The organism is Pantoea sp. PNA 14-12 (assembly GCF_004364735.1).
GTDB lineage: Bacteria > Pseudomonadota > Gammaproteobacteria > Enterobacterales > Enterobacteriaceae > Pantoea > Pantoea stewartii.
The window spans coordinates 525,941-547,540 of sequence record NZ_SOAJ01000001.1 but is presented as its reverse complement, the minus strand read 5'-3'; the positions used below and the strand labels follow the sequence as shown (position 1 = coordinate 547,540).

15 protein-coding genes are annotated in these 21,600 nt (G+C 52.5%); 4 read left to right on the top strand and 11 right to left on the bottom strand.

The genetic code is table 11. The features are described from left to right. Positions 1-15: 15 nt before the first annotated feature. The 8 genes from lpxK to serC all read right to left on the bottom strand — a co-directional run bounded on the left by lpxK (position 16) and on the right by serC (position 10,738). Positions 16-1,017, bottom strand: a complete 1,002-nt coding sequence (gene lpxK, locus C7434_RS02670; RefSeq protein WP_033737637.1) for a tetraacyldisaccharide 4'-kinase — start codon at positions 1,015-1,017, stop codon at positions 16-18. Then, on the bottom strand, positions 1,014-2,762 hold the full coding sequence (msbA, locus tag C7434_RS02665) for a lipid A ABC transporter ATP-binding protein/permease MsbA (RefSeq protein WP_033737638.1): 1,749 nt from the start codon (positions 2,760-2,762) through the stop codon (positions 1,014-1,016). Before msbA ends, lpxK begins: the two co-directional genes overlap by 4 nt. A gap of 34 nt (positions 2,763-2,796) precedes the next feature. Then, a complete protein-coding gene (locus tag C7434_RS02660) occupies positions 2,797-5,052 on the bottom strand; it encodes a DNA internalization-related competence protein ComEC/Rec2 (RefSeq protein ID WP_133745112.1) in 2,256 nt (751 codons plus the stop codon). Between the two features lie 201 nt (positions 5,053-5,253). Continuing rightward, positions 5,254-5,538 (bottom strand): integration host factor subunit beta, encoded by a 285-nt coding sequence (ihfB, locus tag C7434_RS02655; RefSeq protein WP_003849360.1) that lies wholly within the window; start codon positions 5,536-5,538, stop codon positions 5,254-5,256. A gap of 82 nt (positions 5,539-5,620) precedes the next feature. After that, complete coding sequence (gene rpsA / locus C7434_RS02650; RefSeq protein ID WP_033737767.1) at positions 5,621-7,294, bottom strand: 30S ribosomal protein S1; 1,674 nt, start codon at positions 7,292-7,294, stop codon at positions 5,621-5,623. Positions 7,295-7,415: 121 nt separating this feature from the next. Then, positions 7,416-8,096: a (d)CMP kinase gene (cmk, locus tag C7434_RS02645; RefSeq protein WP_033737640.1), complete on the bottom strand. Its 681-nt coding sequence runs from the start codon at positions 8,094-8,096 to the stop codon at positions 7,416-7,418. Between the two features lie 189 nt (positions 8,097-8,285). Next, complete coding sequence (aroA, locus tag C7434_RS02640) at positions 8,286-9,572, bottom strand: 3-phosphoshikimate 1-carboxyvinyltransferase (RefSeq protein WP_033737641.1); 1,287 nt, start codon at positions 9,570-9,572, stop codon at positions 8,286-8,288. A gap of 80 nt (positions 9,573-9,652) precedes the next feature. Beyond that, positions 9,653-10,738, bottom strand: a complete 1,086-nt coding sequence (serC, locus tag C7434_RS02635) for a 3-phosphoserine/phosphohydroxythreonine transaminase (protein ID WP_006118621.1) — start codon at positions 10,736-10,738, stop codon at positions 9,653-9,655. Between the two features lie 310 nt (positions 10,739-11,048). Between serC and ycaO the strand changes: the two genes are divergently transcribed. From ycaO to pflA, 4 genes are all read left to right on the top strand, one after another. Further along, on the top strand, positions 11,049-12,812 hold the full coding sequence (gene ycaO / locus C7434_RS02630) for a 30S ribosomal protein S12 methylthiotransferase accessory factor YcaO (protein WP_133745111.1): 1,764 nt from the start codon (positions 11,049-11,051) through the stop codon (positions 12,810-12,812). Positions 12,813-13,189: 377 nt separating this feature from the next. Beyond that, positions 13,190-14,050 carry a formate transporter FocA gene (focA, locus tag C7434_RS02625; RefSeq protein ID WP_033737642.1) on the top strand — a complete coding sequence of 287 codons (861 nt, stop codon included), beginning with the start codon at positions 13,190-13,192 and terminating at the stop codon, positions 14,048-14,050. A gap of 72 nt (positions 14,051-14,122) precedes the next feature. Then, positions 14,123-16,405 carry a formate C-acetyltransferase gene (pflB, locus tag C7434_RS02620; protein WP_006118617.1) on the top strand — a complete coding sequence of 761 codons (2,283 nt, stop codon included), beginning with the start codon at positions 14,123-14,125 and terminating at the stop codon, positions 16,403-16,405. A 153-nt stretch (positions 16,406-16,558) separates the two neighbouring features. Next, on the top strand, positions 16,559-17,299 hold the full coding sequence (pflA, locus tag C7434_RS02615; RefSeq protein WP_033737643.1) for a pyruvate formate lyase 1-activating protein: 741 nt from the start codon (positions 16,559-16,561) through the stop codon (positions 17,297-17,299). Between the two features lie 96 nt (positions 17,300-17,395). Here pflA and C7434_RS02610 read toward each other — a convergent pair whose 3' ends face one another. From C7434_RS02610 to C7434_RS02600, 3 genes are all read right to left on the bottom strand, one after another. After that, complete coding sequence (locus C7434_RS02610; protein WP_006118615.1) at positions 17,396-18,550, bottom strand: MFS transporter; 1,155 nt, start codon at positions 18,548-18,550, stop codon at positions 17,396-17,398. A 316-nt stretch (positions 18,551-18,866) separates the two neighbouring features. Beyond that, positions 18,867-20,159, bottom strand: a complete 1,293-nt coding sequence (serS, locus tag C7434_RS02605) for a serine--tRNA ligase (RefSeq protein WP_033737644.1) — start codon at positions 20,157-20,159, stop codon at positions 18,867-18,869. Positions 20,160-20,250: 91 nt separating this feature from the next. Beyond that, positions 20,251-21,594, bottom strand: coding sequence for a replication-associated recombination protein A (locus C7434_RS02600; protein ID WP_133745304.1), 1,344 nt, complete (start codon positions 21,592-21,594; stop codon positions 20,251-20,253). Between the last annotated feature and the right edge of the window lie 6 nt (positions 21,595-21,600).

The window sequence follows — 21,600 nt, the reverse complement described above, 5'->3', positions numbered from 1 at the left end:
CCTTCTCAGTGGAAATTAGTGCGGCTCTCGTGGTGAATACATGCCACACAGGCGTTGTATATCGTCTAAGAGTAGCGTCGCTGCCTCAGCCTGCAGATGGGCATCGACGGGAAGATACCACCATGAGGATTGCGCGAATGCGCGGCATTTAACGGCATCTTTCTCCGTCATCAACAGCGTTTGGCCGGGCGTGACCAGACGCGACAGTTCCTCTTCGCTGTAAGCATGATGATCGGCAAAGGCGATCTCCGCAACGGGCGTCAGACCGTGCTGTTTTAAGGTATGAAAAAAGCGCGGCGGATGACCAATGCCGGCCATGGCGACGACATCGTGCAACGTGTTGAGCGGTCGTTGTTCACCGCTGAGCAGATGGGTTGCCATCCCCGCCTGCAGTTGCATGGCAATTTCGCCCTGCTGCGCTTCACCACCGTTAACGATCACCGCGTCTACCGTCTTAATGCGGGATGCCCGTTCCCGCATGGGTCCGGCAGGTAACCACCAGCCGTTGCCAAAACGTCGCACGCCATCCACCACCACAATTTCCCGATCGCGCTGGAGCGCATAATGTTGCAGGCCATCATCAGTCACGATGAGATCCAGTGAATGATGTTGCAGAAGGGCTTCAATCGCCTCACGGCGTCGCGGTGCCACTGCAACGGGTGCAGCTGTGCGCTGCGCAATCAGCACCGGCTCGTCACCCGCCTGATCGGTGGCGGTTTCCGCAGTGACACGCAGCGGATAGCGGTCTGCTTTCCCCCCGTAGCCGCGGGAAATCACACCTACCCGTAATCCTCGCTGCTGCAGGGCGTCAACCAGCCAGATGACCACGGGTGTTTTACCATTCCCGCCCGCGGTCAGATTCCCCACCACGACAACAGGCAAGGGCGCACGCCAGCTTTTACGCCAGCCACGCCGGAAACTGAGGCGGATCAGCGCCGTAATGGCGCCATAAAGCACACTGAGTGGCCACAGGACTAACCATAATGGCGATCGGCCACTCCAGATGCGCTCAATCATTGGCCGAACTGCATTTTATGGAGTTGGGCATAAGCACCTTTTTCCGCCAGCAGGTCGGCGTGCGTACCGCGTTCGATGATATTGCCCTCTTCCACCACCACAATTTCATCCGCTTTTTCAATAGTAGAAAGGCGATGCGCAATCACCAGTGAGGTGCGGTTTTTCTGCAGCTCATCCAGGGCAGACTGGATAGCACGCTCGGACTCGGTGTCCAGCGCAGAGGTGGCTTCATCGAGAATCAGGATAGGACAGTCACGCAGCAGAGCGCGGGCGATGGCGATACGCTGGCGTTGACCGCCTGATAGCAGCACACCATTTTCCCCGATGACGGTATCCAGCCCCTTGTCCATTTTATTAATAAAGTCCATCGCGTGTGCCATCGTCGCCGCCTTTTCGATTTCCTCGCGGCTATACTGTTCACTGCGCGCATAGGCAATGTTATTGGCAACGGTATCGTTGAACAGATGCACATTTTGCGACACAAGTGCGACCTGATTACGCAACGACGCTAAGGTGTATTCACGCAGGTCATGGCCATCCAGTAAAATCTCGCCCTGCTGAATATCATAAAAACGCGTCAGCAAACTGGCGATAGTCGATTTACCTGAGCCGGAGCGCCCGACTAAGGCAACGGTTTTTCCGGCAGGCAGCATCAGGTTAATGTTTTTCAACGCAGGTGTTTCACGGCCGGGATAGGTGAAGGTCACCCCACGGAATTCGACATCACCTTTTGCGCGCGTGATTTCACGCGTACCGGTGTCGTTCTCCTGCTCACTGTCGAGAATGGAGAACAGCGTCTGACAGGCCGCCATACCACGCTGAAACTGCGCATTCACATTTGTCAGCGATTTCAGCGGACGCATCAGAGCGATCATAGATGAGAAGACCACCGTAATGGTCCCCGCAGTCAGCGTATCCATCACGCTGGGGAAACTGGCGGCGTACAGAACGAATGCCAGAGCCAGAGAAGCAATGAGCTGAATAACCGGATCGGAGATTGAAGAGGCTGAAACCAGCTTCATCCCCTGCTGACGCATGCGGTTACTGACCTTGGCAAAACGCTCGGATTCAATGTCCTGGCCACCAAAAATCAGCACTTCTTTGTGCCCTTTCAGCATCTGCTCGGCACTGGTCGTCACCTGTCCCATGGTGTTTTGCATCGATTTGCTGATGTTGCGGAAGCGCTTTGATACGGTACGAATCGCGAAGGATACGATTGGAGCCAGAACAATCAGAATCAACGACAGCTGCCAGCTGTAATAAAACATCATGATAAACAGGCCAATTATCGAAGCGCCTTCACGCACCACGGTGACCAGCGCCCCCGATGACGACGAGGCGACCTGTTCCGAATCATAGGTGATGCGAGAGAGTAACGTACCCGTGGATTGCTGATCGAAGAACGCAACCGGCATGCCCATCATATGGCTGAACAGACGACGGCGCATATTCATCACCACATTGCCTGACACCCATGAGATGCAGTAGCTTGAGATATAGCTGCTTACGCCACGAACCAGCATCAAGCCGATGACTGCCAACGGCATCCACAGCATCACGGATCTGTCCGCTTTACCAAAGCCGTCATCCAGCAAAGGCTTCAACAGGGAGAGCATTAACGTATCGCCTGCGGCATTAATAATCAGGGCAGTAGCCGCCACAATTAAGCCAGCTTTGTTGGGTGCGATCATCGGCCAGAGTCGACGGAATGTCTGCCACGTTGAGAGATCTTTATCTTGATGCATTATTTATTCACGTTGTTGGAAATAGCCGGTCATTCTACCTGGATTCGCGTTTGACGCCAAACCACTGATGATACCAACGGGGCACTAATTGTTCTCTGAAGGAAAAAACCTGCACGGTGTTTGCCTCTATTTTGATACTAATTTGTCCGGACTGACCGGTATCACGCCAGTCATAAGCGTGTTCACGGTAATTTCGCAGCACGGACTTCGCGGGCATTCGCCACGCATTATAGCGTGCTACAGAGGCGATTGCGGTATGGCCGGCGATGCTGCGCAGCAGTATGCGCGATGAGGATGTCCGGCTGCCATGATGAGGTACCTGCAGAATATCCGCCTTTAACTGCTGCTTTTCCAGCCGCACTAACTGCCGCTCCGCCTCGGTTTCCAGATCGCCCGTGAGTAACAAACGGACGCTTCCATCATCCACACTCACCACGCATGAATCGTTGTTTTCCCCCTGGTTGGGAGACGTTGCTGGCCAGAGCACCCGGAAATGTAGCCGTTTCCAGCGCCATGTGGTACCGCGTACACAGGGTAAATGCCCGCTTTCTGTAAGTCCGCTGCGCACCCGTACAGTAGGGACATGTTGCAGAATAGCCGACAGCCCGCCGGTATGGTCAAGATGCCGGTGGCTGAGAATAACCTCCCGCAGTCTGAGTCCTTTACGTTCAAGCCAGGGCAGAATAACGCGGCTCCCTGCATCGCTGTATTTCCAGCGTGGACCGGTATCGTAGAGCACCGCTTCATCGCCCTGGCTGATGACGACGCTCAATCCATGCCCCACGTCCAGCATATCAATGCGCCATAGCGCTTCCGGCTTAGCATGGCGGGAAAACAGGATTGCCAGTGCGACAGCGCTACAACTGAACGGCATGGAGAACAGTACGCCGGAACGCCACAGGAGTAGCCCTCCCCATATGACTATTATCAGGAAAGGTGCGCCTTGCAGCGGCCACCAACCTGCCGGTAGCAGGGCAAGGCCGGAGAACAGAAACCGCAGGGACAGATCGGCCGCCTGCCACCCCCACACTGATAATGCCGGGAAAGGTAGCAACAGGGTGATGAGTATCAATGGCACCGTAATAAACGACACGACAGGAATCGCAAACAGATTAGCGAACAGCGCGGTCAGGCTGATGCCATTAAATAATGCGGCCTGAAGCGGCACCATCAGGATCATCATTCCCAGTTGCAGATGAAGGAGTTGCAGTAAAAACCAGCGCCGCCTGTCACGAAAGCGCTCGGCCAGAGGAAACCAGCGATACCAGGTCAGCAACATCCCCACCGCCAGCACCGACAGCCAGAAGCTGTCCGAGAGAACGGTAAGCGGATCCAGTGCCAGCAACAACCCTACGCAGAGCGTCCAGATTTGCCAGGGGCTGAGCTGTATACCTGTTATACGTGTTATTGCCCATAGCGTCAGTGCCAGTAATGCCCGCTGCGCTGGCGCCTGGGCCCCTGAAAGCCACGTATAAAGTGCGGCACAGAGCCAACTGACAATGAGCGGATACAGATAGCTAATGCAGCGTGCCGGTAACAAAAACTGGCTGCCCCGCGCCAGTAGCCATCCGGTGCCCGCGGCCAGGCCAATGTGCATACCTGAAATGGCCATAAGATGCGCCGTTCCGGTATCACGTAACAACTGACGGGTTGCCTCACTCAGATTGTCGCGAATGCCAAAAGCCAGTGCCTCCAGCGTAGCCGAAGCGGGTAAATGTTCGTAATGTTGCCTGTGGCCACGAATATGCTGCCAACGCCAGCTGCATTCAGACTGCACAGGATGTTGCTTGATAATGCGCCCCTGCACCGGGGTATGATTCGCCATGGCAAAGCGTTGTGCGTCGAATTCTCCCTCATTGAGTCTGGCATGAACAGCGCGTAACCTGAGCCGCATTTGCCAGCGCTGCCCCGGACAATAGGCTGTAGCGTTATCCTGCAGTGACAGCCAGGCAAAACGGGGAGGAAAGAAAATCCGGTTTCCCGCTTTCAACATTCTGACCCGAATACATGACGCGTCTTGTTTTACCTCTTCAATTTGCACGACAAACCAGGCGGGTCGGGTACTCATCCATTCCGTGTCGTTGACCAGGGATTGCGCATTAACCAGCCCCCAGGCGGCCAGCAAAAGCGCACAGCCTGCGATGCGGACATAACGTACGGACATCGCCACCAGACAAGTGCCACACAGCAGCATCACGATAATAAACGTTCGCGAAGGGAGCTGAGGCACGATCAGTAAGGGTAACGCGGTCAGCGAGGCCAGTCTCGCCAGTCCAATCCATGTCAACATACCGTATCCCGCTGATGAACTGGCGTAAGTATGTCCTTCAGACTTTCAGGGTAAAGCGCGTAAAGAGTGAATTAAGAAAGGGTTTCCAGAGAGGATAATTCGTTGCAGCGCAGACGCATTTTTTTGCGGGAGAGCGAACATAATCACGCGGGCAAAAAAAAACGACATCCTGAGATGTCGTTTAGGCGTTTCGGTATCGGCTTAGCCGTAGATGTTAGCACGGTCACGCAGTTCTTTGCCCGGCTTGAAGTGGGGAACGTATTTACCTTCCAGATCCACTTTGTCACCCGTTTTCGGGTTACGGCCAGTGCGCGGTGCGCGATAGTGCAACGAAAAGCTGCCGAATCCCCGGATTTCAATGCGTTCGCCCTGTGCCAGCGTTGTGGCCATGTGCTCAAGCATCTCTTTGACTGCATCCTCAACGACTTTCGCCGGTATATGAGTATGCTGTCCCGCCAGCCTTTCAATCAATTCTGACTTGGTCATGTAACCTCCGGTTAATCCCTACAGGAATGTATGACAGCCTTTACCGAAACCGGGCGGATGAATCCGCCCGGTGCAAGGTCGATTACTCGCCTTTAGCCGCTTTGAACGCTTCAGCCATTGCGCTTGAGAAGTTGCCTTCTTCCTGTTTGGTGTTAACAGTGTTGATAGCTTCTTTCTCGTCAGCCTGGTCTTTCGCACGAACAGACAGGCTCACTACGCGGTTTTTACGGTCAACGCCGGTAAATTTAGCTTCAACGTCGTCACCGACGTTCAGAACCAGTGTAGCGTCTTCGATACGGTCCATTGAAGCTTCAGAAGCGCGCAGGTAACCCTCAACGCCGTCTGCCAATTCAACTGTAGCACCTTTCGCATCAACTGCAGTCACTTTACCGGTGACGATAGCACCTTTCTTGTTCAAAGTGATGTAGTTGTTGAACGGATCTTCTGCCAGCTGTTTCACGCCCAGAGAGATACGCTCGCGCTCTGCATCAACCTGCAGTACAACGGCAGCGATTTCGTCGCCTTTTTTGTACTCACGAACGGCTTCTTCGCCAGTCGCGTTCCAGGAGATGTCAGACAGGTGAACCAGACCGTCGATGCCACCGTCCAGGCCGATGAAGATACCGAAGTCAGTGATTGACTTGATTTTACCTTCAACGCGATCGCCTTTGTTGTGGGTCTCAGCGAACTGCTGCCATGGGTTAGATTTGCACTGCTTCAGACCCAGGGAGATACGACGACGCTCTTCATCGATGTCCAGAACCATCACTTCAACCACATCGCCTACGTTTACAACTTTAGACGGATGGATGTTTTTGTTGGTCCAGTCCATTTCTGAAACGTGTACCAGGCCTTCAACGCCTTCTTCGATTTCAACGAAGCAGCCGTAGTCAGTCAGGTTGGTTACACGACCAGTCAGCTTGGTGCCTTCTGGATAGCGCTTAGCGATAGCCACCCATGGATCTTCGCCCAGCTGCTTCAGACCCAGAGATACACGGGTACGCTCGCGGTCGAATTTCAGGACTTTAACGTTGATTTCATCGCCAACATTCACGATCTCGCTTGGATGCTTAACGCGCTTCCAGGCCATGTCAGTGATGTGCAGCAGGCCGTCAACACCGCCCAGATCAACGAATGCACCGTAGTCAGTGAGGTTCTTAACGATACCTTTAACTTCCATGCCTTCCTGCAGGTTTTCCAGCAGCTGATCGCGCTCTGCGCTGTTCTCAGATTCGATAACCGCACGACGTGAAACCACGACGTTGTTGCGTTTCTGATCAAGCTTGATCACTTTGAATTCAAGCTCTTTGCCTTCCAGGTGCAGTGTGTCGCGTACTGGACGCACATCAACCAGTGAACCTGGCAGGAACGCACGGATACCGTTCAGCTCAACTGTGAAGCCACCTTTGACTTTGCCGTTGATAATACCGGTAACAGTTTCAGCTTCTTCGTAAGCTTTTTCCAGCGTGATCCAAGCTTCGTGACGCTTAGCTTTCTCACGTGACAGCAGAGTTTCACCGAAGCCATCTTCCACTGCGTCCAGAGCAACGTCAACTTCGTCACCAACCTGGATTTCCAGTTCGCCGGCTGCGTTTTTGAACTGCTCTGCAGGGATTGCAGATTCAGATTTCAGGCCCGCATCAACCAGAACAACGTCTTTGTCGATAGAGACAACAACGCCACGAACGATGGAACCCGGGCGGGTTTCGATTTCTTTCAGGGATTCTTCAAATAGTTGAGCAAAAGATTCAGTCATATTGATAATCTTAGGATTCTTCAATTTAACGTCCATCTGACATCATGTCGGATGGGGTTGTTTCACATGCCCTGCACCGGATCCGTGGCACAGGGTTAATACATTCGTTTAAGCCGGAAGATTACATACCAAGCGTTTTGCGGGCATAATTTAACGCGTTATCAATAACCTGCTCGATGGACATCTGGGTTGAATCCAACACCAAAGCATCAGCGGCAGGGACTAACGGTGCGATAGCGCGGTTGCGATCGCGGTCGTCGCGTTCTTTTATCTCGGCTAAAAGGCGATCAAAGTTAACATTAAAGCCATTCTCCTGCAACTGTAGCATACGTCGCTGAGCACGTTCTTCCGGGCTGGCATCAAGGAAAATCTTTACAGGCGCATCGGGGAAAACGACGGTGCCCATATCCCGCCCGTCTGCAATCAAACCGGGTTCCTCGCGAAACGCGCGTTGACGACGTAACAGCGCTTCCCGAACGCGAGGAAAAGCCGCGACGCGTGAGGCGGTATTACTGACTTCCTGGGTACGAATTTCGCTGGTGACGTCTTCCCCTTCCAGGATGACCTGCATTTCGCCATGATGAGAAAGGAAACGCACATCAAGATGGGCGGCGATAGGCACTAACGCCTCTTCAGACTCAATATCGACCTGATGATGTAATGCGGCTAAGGCCAGTACACGATAAATTGCGCCGGAATCCAGTAAATGCCACTGTAATGCTTCCGCCATCGCCTTGCACAGGGTGCCCTTTCCCGCGCCACTTGGCCCATCAATTGTTATGACCGGGGCAGTTGCTGTCATCATTCCCTCCTGTTGCTGCGCGCATTTTGGCCGGTTGGCCGTCACAAATGTCGGGCATTATACGCTGCCCGGCGACGCTTAGTTACCTTTTGAGAAGAGGCAATGAGAAATTTAGCCAGGAAAAAGGCCTCTGGCGTGGAAAAGCGTCCTGAAGATGATGAGCCCGATGCACGACATCGGGCGAGGGGATTAGGCGTTTTCGCTAATTTTTTGCAGCTGTTCAAAATAATCAGGGAAGGTTTTTGCCGTACAGCCTGGATCAAGAATGGTAACGGGCGTATCGGACAGCGCAACCAGCGAGAAACACATCGCCATACGGTGATCGTTATACGTGCCGATGTCGGCATGCTTCAACGTCTCAGGCGGCGTGATGCGAATAAAATCGTGCCCTTCTTCCACCTCGGCACCGACTTTACGCAACTCGGTTGCCATAGCCGTCAGACGATCCGTTTCTTTAACTCGCCAGTTATAAATATTGCGCAGTTGCGTCGTACCTTCTGCAAACAATGCCGCAGTGGCAATGGTCATGGCAGCATCAGGAATATGGTTCATATCCATATCAATAGCGCGTAATGTCCCGGCCGTGCAGGCAATATAGTCATCGCCCCACTCAATTGATGCACCCATCTTTTCGAGTACATCCGCAAAGCGAATATCGCCTTGTACGCTGTTGCGACCAATGCCGGTGACACGCACGGTACCGCCTTTGATTGCGGCTGCGGCAAGAAAATAGGAGGCAGAAGACGCATCCCCCTCCACCAGATATTCACCTGGTGACTGGTAGTGCTGTTTACCCTTAATCAGGAAGTGTTGATACTGCTGATTCTCAACCTCGACACCAAAGCAGCGCATCAGGTGCAGAGTAATATCGATGTAAGGTTTGGAAACCAGCTCACCTTTAATGCTGATACGGGTAGGATTTTCAGCTAACGGAGCCATCATCAGAAGCGCAGTCAAAAACTGGCTGGATACGCTGCCATCTACTGTAACGTCGCCGCCAGTAAACCCACCCCGCAGGCGGACTGGGGGATAATCTGTATTTTCGAGATAGTCTATAGTAGCCCCACCTTGCCGTAGTGCATCGACCAGGTGCCCGATAGGGCGTTCTTTCATGCGTGGTTCGCCCGTCAGGACGACATCCTGCTCACCCAGGCAAAGCGCTGCCGCAAGGGGCCGCATAGCGGTGCCGGCGTTGCCCAGAAACAGCTCTGTGGGCTGTGATGCATGCAGCGGCCCACCCTTTCCTGTCACCTCGCACACCGTACGATCGCTGGAAAGCGTGAACTCAACACCCAGTGCATCAAGCGCATTAAGCATGTGCTTAACATCGTCGCTGTCCAGCAGATTAGTTAATCGGGTTTTACCTTTCGCCAGTGCAGCAAGCAGAAGCGCACGGTTTGACACGCTTTTGGAACCGGGCAAATTAACCGTACCATTAACGCGAGCGATGGGCTGAAGGGTCAGGGAATCTTGCATGTGAAACGTAATCCTTAAAAAACGATGACTCCGCCAGAGGGCGGAGTCGGGTGTCAGTCATTCCACTGACAGTGAAAGACTTAGCCGTGGCGGCGTTCGAAATCAATCATGAAATCGGTCAGCGCTTTAACGCCTTCCAATGGCATCGCATTGTAGATTGAGGCACGCATGCCGCCCACAACACGGTGACCTTTTAATGCGTGCAGACCTGCCTTAAATGACTCTTCCAGGAAGAGGCTGTCCAGCGAGGCATCAGCCAGTTGGAAAGGAATGTTCATTCGGGAACGGTTTTGCAGTGCCACATCGTTACGGTAAAAATCGCTGTTATCGATGAGACCATAGAGTAATCCGGCTTTTGCCTGATTAATTTTTTCCATCTCAGCGACACCACCCTTCTGCTTCAGCCACTTAAAGACCAGGCCACTCAGATACCAGGCAAACGTAGGTGGCGTGTTAAACATGGAATCATTTTCAGCCAGAACGGTGTAGTCAAGGATGGAAGGCACGCTTTGATGCGCGTTGCCGAGAAGATCGTCCCGTACGATAACCAGGGTAAGGCCAGCCGGACCAATATTTTTCTGCGCACCTGCGTAAATCACACCATAGCGCTTGATATCAATTGGGCGTGACAGAATGGTGGAGGAAAGATCGGCGACCACAACCTTGTCACCAAAGTCAGGCTCTTCGTCAATAGCCAGACCGTCAATGGTTTCATTTGGGCAAAAATGCAAATAGGCGGCCGTGTCGCTGACATCCCATTCGCGCATCGGCAGGATGGCGCGCTTACCCTCTTGGGTCGTTTTGACATCCAGCGTCCGCGGTGAGCAATATTTTTCCGCTTCTTTAATGGCACTGTGAGCCCAGTAGCCTCCATCTGCATAGTCCGCACTGGTCGCACTGCCGAGTAAATTGCCCGGTACAGCAGCAAACTGCGCACGTGCGCCGCCATGACAGAATAATACTTTGTAATTGGAAGGAATTTTCAGCAGATCGCGGAAGTCCGCTTCAGCCTCTTCTGCCACCTGAATAAATTCTTTACTGCGGTGGCTGATCTCCATTACTGAAGTTCCCAGACCATGCCAGTTTGTCAGTTCTTGTTCTGCACGGCGGAGTACTTCGCTCGGCAGCATCGCTGGCCCAGAGCTAAAATTATAAATTTGCGTCATTTCCCTCACCACTGTCATATCGAACGGTTATGAATAACGATTCGGTTTTATCACTGCCTTCTGGTGGCTGCAATCATAAATCGAACTGCGGTCACATTTTTTCGGCATGACGCACCGAAGGTTATATTACCAATGTAATCCGGCACGAAATATTGTGAGGCGGCTTCCTTTCATGCAGTCCCAGCTTTGGCTCAGATGACAAAGCATGAGAAAAACGACGGTAAAATTGCGGCGTCTTGATAGCGAACAGACGGTAAAAAACGTATCATTGCGCGCTTTATGTCTCCCCATTTACAGAGAGAGCGGCACCATGACGCAAACTTTTATCCCGGGCAAAGATGCCGCCCTGGAAGACTCCATTTCACGCTTCCAGACCAAATTACAGGATCTGGGTTTTAATATTGAAGAAGCCTCCTGGCTGAATCCTGTGCCACACGTCTGGTCTGTCCACATTCGTGATCGCGACTGCCCCCTCTGCTTCACCAATGGTAAGGGTGCCAGCAAAAAAGCCGCTCTGGCCTCGGCGCTGGGGGAATATTTTGAACGCCTGTCCACGAATTACTTTTTTGCTGATTTCTGGCTTGGCAACAGTATCGCCCAAGGGGATTTTGTTCACTATCCCAATGAAAAATGGTTTGCTCTGCCTGAAGACGACAGCCTGCCTGAAGGCATCCTGGATGCGCGCCTGCGCGCCTTTTACGATCCTGAAAACGCCCTCTCCGCTTCAGATTTAATCGATCTCCAGTCGGGTAACAGCGCACGCGGCATCTGCGCCCTGCCCTTTACCCGTCAGTCCGATCAGCAGACCGTTTATATTCCGATGAATATTATCGGTAACCTGTATGTGTCGAACGGCATGTCCGCCGGCAACACGGCCAACGAGGCACGGGTACAGGGGCTGTCAGAAGTTTTCGAGCGCTATATTAAAAATCGTATCATCGCCGAGTCCATCAGCCTGCCTGCCATTCCTGAATCCGTGATGGCGCGTTACCCCGATGTGGTTGAGGCCATCGCCCGTCTGGAAGCCGAAGGGTTCCCGATTTTTGCCTATGACGCGTCACTGGGTGGGAAATATCCGGTTATCTGCGTTGTGCTGTTTAATCCTGCCAACGGCACCTGTTTCGCCTCTTTTGGCGCGCACCCTGATTTTGGTGTCGCGCTGGAGCGTACCGTTACCGAACTGCTTCAGGGCCGCAGCCTGAAAGATCTGGATGTGTTCACGCCGCCCACGTTTGATGATGAAGAAGTGGCAGAGCACGCCAACCTGGAAACCCACTTTATCGATTCAAGCGGCCTGATCTCCTGGGATCTGTTCAAAGAAACAGCGGATTATCCCTTCGTTGACTGGAAATTTGATGGCACCACCGAGCAGGAATTCAGTACGCTCATGGCGATTTTCAAAGCCGAAGGTCAGGACGTTTACATCGCTGATTATGAGCACCTCGGTGTGTATGCCTGCCGTATTATTGTGCCCGGTATGTCAGATATTTATCCGGCTGAAGACTTGTTGCTGGCGAATAACAGCATGGGTGCAGGTATTCGTGAAACGCTTCTGGCCCTGCCCGGCAGCAACTGGAATCCGGAAGAGTACCTGGATTTAATTTCTCAGCTGGACGAAGAAGGTTTTGATGACTTCACGCGTGTCCGCGAGTTGCTGGGACTGGCGACAGGCAAAGATAACGGCTGGTACACGTTGCGCATTGGCGAACTCAAAGCCATGCTGGCCCTGGCTGGCGGTGATCTCGATCAGGCGCTGATCTGGACGGAATGGACAATAGAATTTAATGGCTCCGTATTCAGCCCGGAGCGTGCAAATTATTACCGCTGTCTGCAAACTCTGCTGCTGCTGGCGATGGAAGATGAGCGGAATCCGCTTGAGTATCACGCAGCCTTTGTGCGTATGTATGGTGCTGACGCTGTCGACGCCGCCTCGGCCGCAATCAGCGGTGAGGCGGCCTTCAATGGCCTCCAGCCGGTAGACAGCGATCTTAAGGCTTTCCCTGCTCATCAGGCTTTGCTTGCTGCCTATGAAAAGCTGCAAAAGGCGAAACGTCTTTACTGGAAAAACGCCTAATCTTTCGCGGCTCTGTTTCAGGATAAAGCGATAATAATCTCACAGGCACCTTATTTAATGGGTGCCTTTCTTTTTTTGAGAATAAGTATTTAAGGGATGTATTGTTCAGCGTTTTTATCATCATTATTTAAAGCAACATAACAGATGCATTTCGTTAACTCCGCAGAGATCGTCCTGACGGCACACCGCCATCTCTTAAACAAAAATTGCATAATTTAAAATATTTTTAATCATTATATTTCAATAAATTAACCCCAAAAATCCCGTCTTTCAGTCAAACACGCACCGTCCTTGCATGGCTGATCATGATCCAAATCAACTTCTGTAACTGTTGCCTTTGTTATCATTTTTTCAGACAACTTTTGGAGTGAGTTAGTGTGAAAGCTGACAATCCTTTTAATCTGTTATTACCCGCCGCGATGGCGAAAGTGGCTGAAGATGCTGGCGTTTATAAAGCCACTAAACATCCCCTCACCACGACCTTTCTGGCCTTTACTGCGGGCATGTTCATCTCGATTGCTTTCGTGTTTTACATCACGGCTACCACGGGCAGCGGTGCTGTGCCTTATGGCCTGGCAAAACTGATCGGCGGCATCTGTTTTTCACTGGGACTCATACTGGTCGTGGTATGCGGTGCCGATCTGTTCACATCTACCGTCCTCATTGTGGTCGCCAAAGCCAGTGGACGCATCACCTGGGGGCAACTGGCACGAAACTGGATAACCGTTTATATCGGTAACCTGGCTGGCGCGTTATTTTTCGTCACGCTCATGTGGTTCTCCGGTGAACAGATGGTGGCAAACGGCGCGTGGGGATTAAACGTCCTGCAAACAGCCGACCATAAAATGCATCATACTTTTATCGAAGCCGTTTGCCTCGGCACATTGGCCAATTTGATGGTCTGCCTGGCGGTCTGGATGAGCTATTCAGGACGGACATTGACCGATAAAAGCCTGATTATGATTTTGCCGGTGGCCATGTTTGTCGCCTGTGGTTTTGAACACAGTATCGCCAATATGTTTTTGATTCCTTTCGCGATCGTGATACGCGACTTTTCCGGGCCTGAGTTTTGGCAGGCCGCAGGGGCCACAGCAGCACAGTTCCCGGCCCTCACCGTTAAAAACTTTATTTTCGACAATCTGATTCCGGTCACGCTCGGTAACATCATTGGCGGCGGCCTGCTAGTCGGATTGACCTACTGGGTAATTTACTTACGCGGTGGTAAAGAAACGCACTAATCCTGTCTCAACGGCATATCGCAGCCTGGTACGCCCGAGAGCAAAAGTCTCCTTAAATAAGGCAGGTATATTATGACCGAACGTAATGCAAAACTCGCTTCAGCCTGGCAGGGATTTACTGAAGGCGAATGGCAGAACAGCGTCAACGTACGCGACTTTATTCAGAAAAACTATACGCCTTATGAAGGCGACGAGTCCTTTCTGGCCGGTGCCACCGAGGCCACCACAACACTGTGGGAGAGCGTGCTGGAAGGCATCAAAATTGAAAACCGCACCCATGCACCAGTCGATTTTGATACCGATCTTGCCTCAACCATCACTTCCCACGATGCCGGTTACATCAATAAATCACTGGAAAAAATTGTTGGCCTGCAAACCGAAGCCCCGTTGAAACGCGCCATTATTCCTTTTGGCGGTATTAAAATGGTTGAAGGCTCATGCAAGGTCTATGGTCGTGAACTCGACGCGTCTCTGAAAAAGATTTTCACGGAATACCGCAAAACGCATAACCAGGGTGTTTTTGATGTTTATACACCTGACATTTTACGCTGCCGTAAATCCGGCGTATTGACCGGCCTGCCTGATGCTTATGGTCGTGGACGCATCATCGGTGATTATCGTCGTGTTGCCCTATACGGCATTGATTATCTGATGGCGGATAAGTTTGCTCAGTTCACCTCACTGCAAAACGATCTTGAAAACGGCGTAAACCTGGAAGCCACGATTCGCCTGCGCGAAGAAATTGCTGATCAGCATCGGGCGCTTGAACAAATTAAAGCGATGGCAGCCAAATACGGTCATGATATTTCTGGCCCGGCCACCAACGCGGCTGAAGCCGTTCAGTGGACCTATTATGGCTATCTGGCTGCAGTTAAATCACAGAACGGCGCGGCCATGTCTTTTGGCCGGGTGTCGACTTTCCTCGATATCTACATCGAACGCGACCTCCAGGCAGGAAAACTGAACGAAGAGCAGGCACAGGAACTGATTGACCATCTGGTCATGAAACTGCGCATGGTCCGCTTCCTGCGTACACCAGAATACGATGAACTGTTTTCTGGTGACCCTATCTGGGCCACCGAATCGCTGGCGGGGATGGGCGTTGATGGTCGCACGCTGGTCAGTAAAACCACGTTCCGTTTCCTGAACACGCTGTACACCATGGGCCCCTCCCCTGAACCAAACATGACCATTCTGTGGTCTGAAAAACTGCCCGTTAACTTCAAAAAATATGCGGCTAAAGTTTCAATCGACACCTCGTCACTGCAGTATGAAAATGACGACCTGATGCGTCCTGACTTTAACAACGATGATTACGCCATTGCCTGCTGTGTCAGCCCTATGATCGTCGGCAAGCAAATGCAGTTCTTTGGTGCCCGCGCCAACCTGGCAAAAACCTTGCTGTACGCGATCAACGGCGGCATGGACGAAAAACTGAAAATGCAGGTGGGGCCGAAAGAAGCCAAAATCATGGATGAAGTGCTCGATTTCGACGTCGTGATGGCCCGTCTGGATCACTTCATGGACTGGCTGGCAAAACAGTATGTCACCGCACTGAACATCATCCACTTCATGCATGATAAATACAGCTATGAAGCGTCACTCATGGCGCTGCACGATCGTGATGTTTACCGCACCATGGCCTGCGGTATCGCCGGACTGTCTGTGGCTGCGGATTCACTCTCAGCCATTAAATATGCCAAAGTGAAACCCGTACGTGATGAAGATGGCCTGGCAATTGATTTCGACATCGAAGGCGACTATCCCCAGTTCGGTAACAACGATCCGCGCGTGGACGACCTGGCATGCGACCTGGTTGAACGGTTTATGAAGAAAATTCAGAAACTGGAAACATATCGCAACGCGGTGCCAACGCAGTCCGTTCTGACCATTACCTCTAACGTCGTTTATGGCAAGAAAACCGGTAATACGCCAGACGGCCGCCGTGCAGGCGCCCCCTTTGGCCCTGGCGCTAACCCCATGCACGGTCGCGACCAGAAAGGAGCGGTAGCATCGCTGACCTCGGTAGCGAAATTACCCTTTGCGTACGCTAAAGACGGTATCTCTTATACTTTCTCCATCGTGCCTAATGCGCTTGGCAAAGATGATAATGTACGTAAAACCAACCTGGCAGGACTAATGGATGGTTACTTCCATCATGAGGCCAGTATTGAAGGCGGCCAGCATCTGAATGTTAACGTGATGAACCGGGAAATGTTGATGGACGCGATGGATAACCCTGAGAAATATCCTCAGTTAACCATCCGCGTTTCGGGCTATGCCGTTCGCTTTAACTCGCTCACCAAAGAGCAGCAGCAGGACGTGATTACCCGTACCTTTACCCAGTCACTCTAGTTCGCCCTTGAGGCTCCTTCATGGAGCCTCTTCTTTCGAGTCAGGTTTGGTCGCTGTCTGTATGACGGATAACCACCAAAATTGATTTCCCGTTCAGAGCGCACCGGAGAGTGCGCCACCTGCTTCGCAGGCTCATCAGGAGAATACATCGCAATGTCTGCCATTGGTCGCATCCACTCATTTGAATCATGCGGAACCGTAGACGGTCCCGGCATCCGTTTTATCACCTTTTTTCAGGGCTGCCTGATGCGCTGCCTGTACTGCCACAACCGTGATACTTGGGACACGCATTGCGGCAAAGAAATTACCGTCGACGCGCTCATGGCGGACGTTCTGTCTTATCGCCATTTCATGAATGCGTCCGGTGGCGGGGTGACGGCTTCAGGCGGTGAGGCCATTTTGCAGGCGGAGTTTGTGCGCGACTGGTTTCGCGCATGTCAAGCTGAGGGCATTCATACCTGCCTTGACACCAACGGCTTTGTCCGCCGCTACGATCCCGTTATTGATGAATTACTGGATGCAACAGATTTGGTGATGCTTGACCTCAAGCAGATGAACGATGACATCCACCAGATTCTTGTCGGTGTGTCGAATCATCGCACACTCGATTTTGCGCGCTATCTTCAGAAGAAAGGAAAACGGACGTGGATTCGTTTCGTCGTCGTGCCCGGCTATTCTGATGATGATGACAGTGTCCATCGCTTAGGTGCATTTACGCAGGATATGACAAATGTGGAGAAGATTGAGCTTCTGCCTTATCACGAGCTGGGTAAGCATAAATGGATTGCGATGGGTGAAGAGTACAAGCTCGACGGCGTAAAACCGCCCAGTAAAGCGACCATGGAACGGGTCAAGCATATTCTTGCCAGCTACGGACATGAAGTGATGTATTGACAGACCACGTCACCGCAGTCAGTAAACGATAACCGTCTGACAGTCAGCGCAGCCAGACGGCGAAGGTTAAGTGTCACCGCCTGGTTATCGTTATGATCAGGCATGTGCCACTGGCGTGGCATGATGATCGGCCTTACGCAGTAACATGACTAAGTAAACCAGCGCTACCGCCGCGATCATAACGAACAGCAGACGGTCGGAATAACTTTGCATCAGCATGGCCGTCATGCTTGGTCCGGCCAGGCTGCCAACGGTGTAGCTCAGTAACAGCGCCTGGTTCATTGCCACCAGTTCATGGTGCGCCACGGTTTCGCAGGCCCATGACATGGCGACCGGATAAAGCGTAAAACCTGCCAGCCCCAGCACAAACAGGGCTGGGGCCATCGCGGCATTTGTCAGCATCGCAATCGCCCCGAGGATCACCACAAATACCTGCACTCGCAGTACCATCATGCGGCCAAAGCGGTCAGCAAGCCGACCAATCGGCCATTGCCCGACAATGCCGGCACTCACCAGCAAGGCCATCCAGTAACCCACGTTGGCATCACTCATACCCTGATGAGAAAGATAGAGCGGCATTAAGCCGTACAGCGATCCCAGAACAATGCCAGAAATAATACAGCCGTTAATACCGAGACGAGAACTGCGACGACGCAGCATAGGTAAAATTCGTCCGCCTGGCGTAGCTTCTACGGTATCGCTGTTGGCGGAAACCTGTGTGAAGATTAACGGTAAGATGGCGCTGATGACCGTGGCGGTTACCCAGGGAATCACACTCAGTAATTCGGTAGACAGTTTGCTCACCAGCAGTTGTCCGGCAACCGTACCCAGGTAATAGACGATCATATAGGCAGCGAGCAACTGCCCACGGTTACGTACTGTTCCACTGCATAACAATGCGCTTTCCACCACGACCCAGACTAACGCGCAGCCGATACCGGCCGTGAAGCGCAGCAATGTCCATGCCCAGAATCCTTCCAGCGCCAGCATGCACAGTGTCGACAGCGCAAAAAGGCCGGTCGCCAGATAATAGCTTCGGTTAAAACCGTATCGCTTGATCAGCCAGCCAGCCACTAAAGTGCCCAGCAGGTTACCGGTGTAATACGACGAACTCACCACGCCTACCTGCCATGTTGCCAGCGCATCATGCGTCAGCCAAAGGGGCACTAACGTATTCAGTACCGCAATGGAAACGGTCATTAATAACAGGCCGCAGAGCAGCAATATCACAGGACGTGACCAGGTCGACATAGGGGATAAAAACCAAAAGAAATGAAGGAAATTGCGCGCAGTTTGCCATCGCGCGTTGTAAAGTCAACGGGAGGAATGAGGGTGCAGCACATTTTGCTGCGTGACCATTTAAATTATTTATCTTCAGTAAGTTAGCCATCTGTCAGGCATCAGATAACTTTGCGCTATCTCTATGATAATCTGGATTTTTACGCTTTCTGCCCGCGTCGTCATCGATAATGTTTATTTGTGATAAATTTTAAACGTGTTGAGGATGCCTCGCGGTAAAGATAAAAAAACCCAGCCTGAGCTGGGTTATTTTAGACAGGATGAACGCTTAGCCAATAAATTCCAGGCCGTTCATATAAGGACGTAATACCTCTGGCACGGCGATGCGGCCGTCCTGCTGCTGGTAATTTTCCAGCACGGCAACCAGCGTACGTCCTACGGCCAGGCCCGAGCCATTCAGGGTATGCACCAGACGCGGTTTTTTATCCTGCTTATTGCGGGTGCGCGCCTGCATACGGCGAGCCTGGAAATCCCCCATGTTTGAGCAAGAAGAGATTTCACGGTAGGTATTTTGCGCCGGTAACCATACTTCTAAATCGTAGGTTTTTGTCGCACCAAAGCCCATATCACCGCTGCACAGCAAGACCTTGCGATACGGCAGGTTCAGCAGTTGCAACACTTTTTCAGCATGGCCAACCAGCTCTTCCAGCGCATCCATAGAGGTTTCAGGCGCGACGATTTGCACCATTTCAACTTTGTCGAACTGGTGCATACGGATGAGCCCACGCGTATCACGGCCATAGGAGCCTGCTTCAGAGCGGAAGCAGGGTGTATGTGCCGTAAGCTTCAGCGGCAGGCTCTCTTCTTCAACGATTTCATCCCGCACAAGGTTGGTCAGCGGCACTTCAGCGGTCGGAATGAGCGCGTAATGGCTGCTTTCGGATTCTTCTTCCAGCGGACGGGTATGGAACAGATCTTCACCAAACTTAGGTAACTGGCCTGTACCGTATAAGGTCGCATGGTTAACCAGGTAAGGGACGTAAGTTTCCAGATAACCATGTTGTTCAGTGTGCAGGTCAATCATGAACTGGCTGAGCGCACGGTGCAGGCGAGCAATCTGGCCTTGCATAACCACGAAGCGTGAGCCGGTGAGTTTCACTGCCGCAGCAAAGTCCAGCCCTTTAGCCGCTTCACCCAGCTCAACGTGATCTTTCACCTCAAAATCAAACTGGCGGGGTTCACCCCAGCGACTGATTTCCAGGTTTTCCGTGTCGTCTTTCCCCAGCGGCACTTCATCCGCAGGAAGATTCGGCAGCGCCAGGCTGAAATCGCGGATCTGATTTTGCAGCGCGTCCAGTTCTGCTTTAGCCGCATCCAGGCGTTCGCCCAGGCTGTTCACTTCCTGACGCAGTGGCTCGATGTCTTCCCCACGTGCTTTGGCCTGACCGATGGATTTGGAGCGGGAGTTGCGCTCGGCCTGCAGGTTTTCCGTTTCAACCTGCAAGACTTTGCGACGCTCTTCGAGCGAACGCAGCATTTCCACATCCAGTTTAAATCCTCGGCGTGCCAGTTTTTCTGCGACTGCGTCTGGCTCATTACGCAGCAGATTGGGATCGAGCATGCTTATCCTGTGTATTTATGAGTTAAAAGAAGGGGACGCACTCCCGCTGGAATGCGTTGAAAACATTGACCACATTACCGCAACGTCTGTTTCAGCGGTAGCGTTTTGTCGGGCTATTTTGATCGAGTTCAGTCAGCCAGGCCAGCTTTTCGCCAATTTTGCCTTCAAGACCGCGTTGAGTGGGATGATAGTAACGCGTTTGCGCCATTTCGGGTGGGAAATAGACTTCACCCGCAGCATAGGCATTGGCTTCGTCATGCGCATAGCGATAGCTTTCGCCCAGCCCCATCTCTTTCATTAGCTTCGTGGGGGCATTGCGCAAATGATCGGGAACATCAAAATCTGGATGGTCGCGTGCATCACGCATCGCCGCCTTAAACGCGTTATAGACAGCGTTACTTTTTGGCGCACAGGCGAGATAGACAATGGCCTGCGCAATCGCGCGCTCCCCTTCTGCCGGACCAACGCGGGTGAAACAGTCCCAGGCCGCAATAGCCACCTGCATGCCTCGTGGATCGGCATTGCCGACGTCTTCAGACGCAATGGCCAGTAACCGACGCGCGACATACAGCGGATCGCCACCGGCGGTAATAATACGAGCGTACCAGTACAGGGCGGCATCCGGTGCCGATCCCCGGACGGATTTATGCAAGGCAGAAATCAGGTCATAAAAGCGATCGCCTTTATTATCGAACCGGGCAGACCGTTCCCCCGCCACTTCGGTCAGCAACTGGGGCGTCAGCTCGCGTTTGCCTGTGCCGTTGGTTTCGGCCATATCGGCCATCATTTCCAGCGTATTCAGAGCACGACGTGCATCGCCGTTGACCAGTTCCGCAATCATACGCCGCGTATTGTCAGGTAACAGGATATCGCTGTTGCCATAACCCCGACTGGCATCCTGCATCGCCTGGTCAAGCACCTGCTCAATATCTTCTGTGGTCAGGGATTTAAGTAAATAGACACGAGCACGTGACAGCAGTGCGGAGTTCAGCTCAAAGCTGGGATTTTCTGTCGTGGCACCGATAAACGTGATAGTGCCGTCTTCAATATGGGGAAGAAACGCATCCTGCTGACTTTTGTTGAAGCGATGGACTTCATCTACAAACAGGATAGTGCGGCGGCCCGCCTGCTTGCTCAGCCTTGCGCGTTCAATGGCTTCACGAATCTCTTTGACACCAGAGGTGACCGCAGAAATACGCTCAACGTCCGCATTGCCATAGTGAGCGATAATCTCGGCCAGCGTTGTTTTTCCTGTCCCTGGCGGTCCCCAGAGAATCATGGAGTGCAGGTGCCCCGCTTCGATCGCGCGCGGCAACGGTTTACCCGCAGCCAGCAGGTGCTGCTGTCCAATGTATTGCTTCAGGGTTGCTGGCCGCATACGCGCGGCCAGCGGTTTAAAATCTTCACTGGAAAAATCCAGGGACAGGTTACCCACTACCAC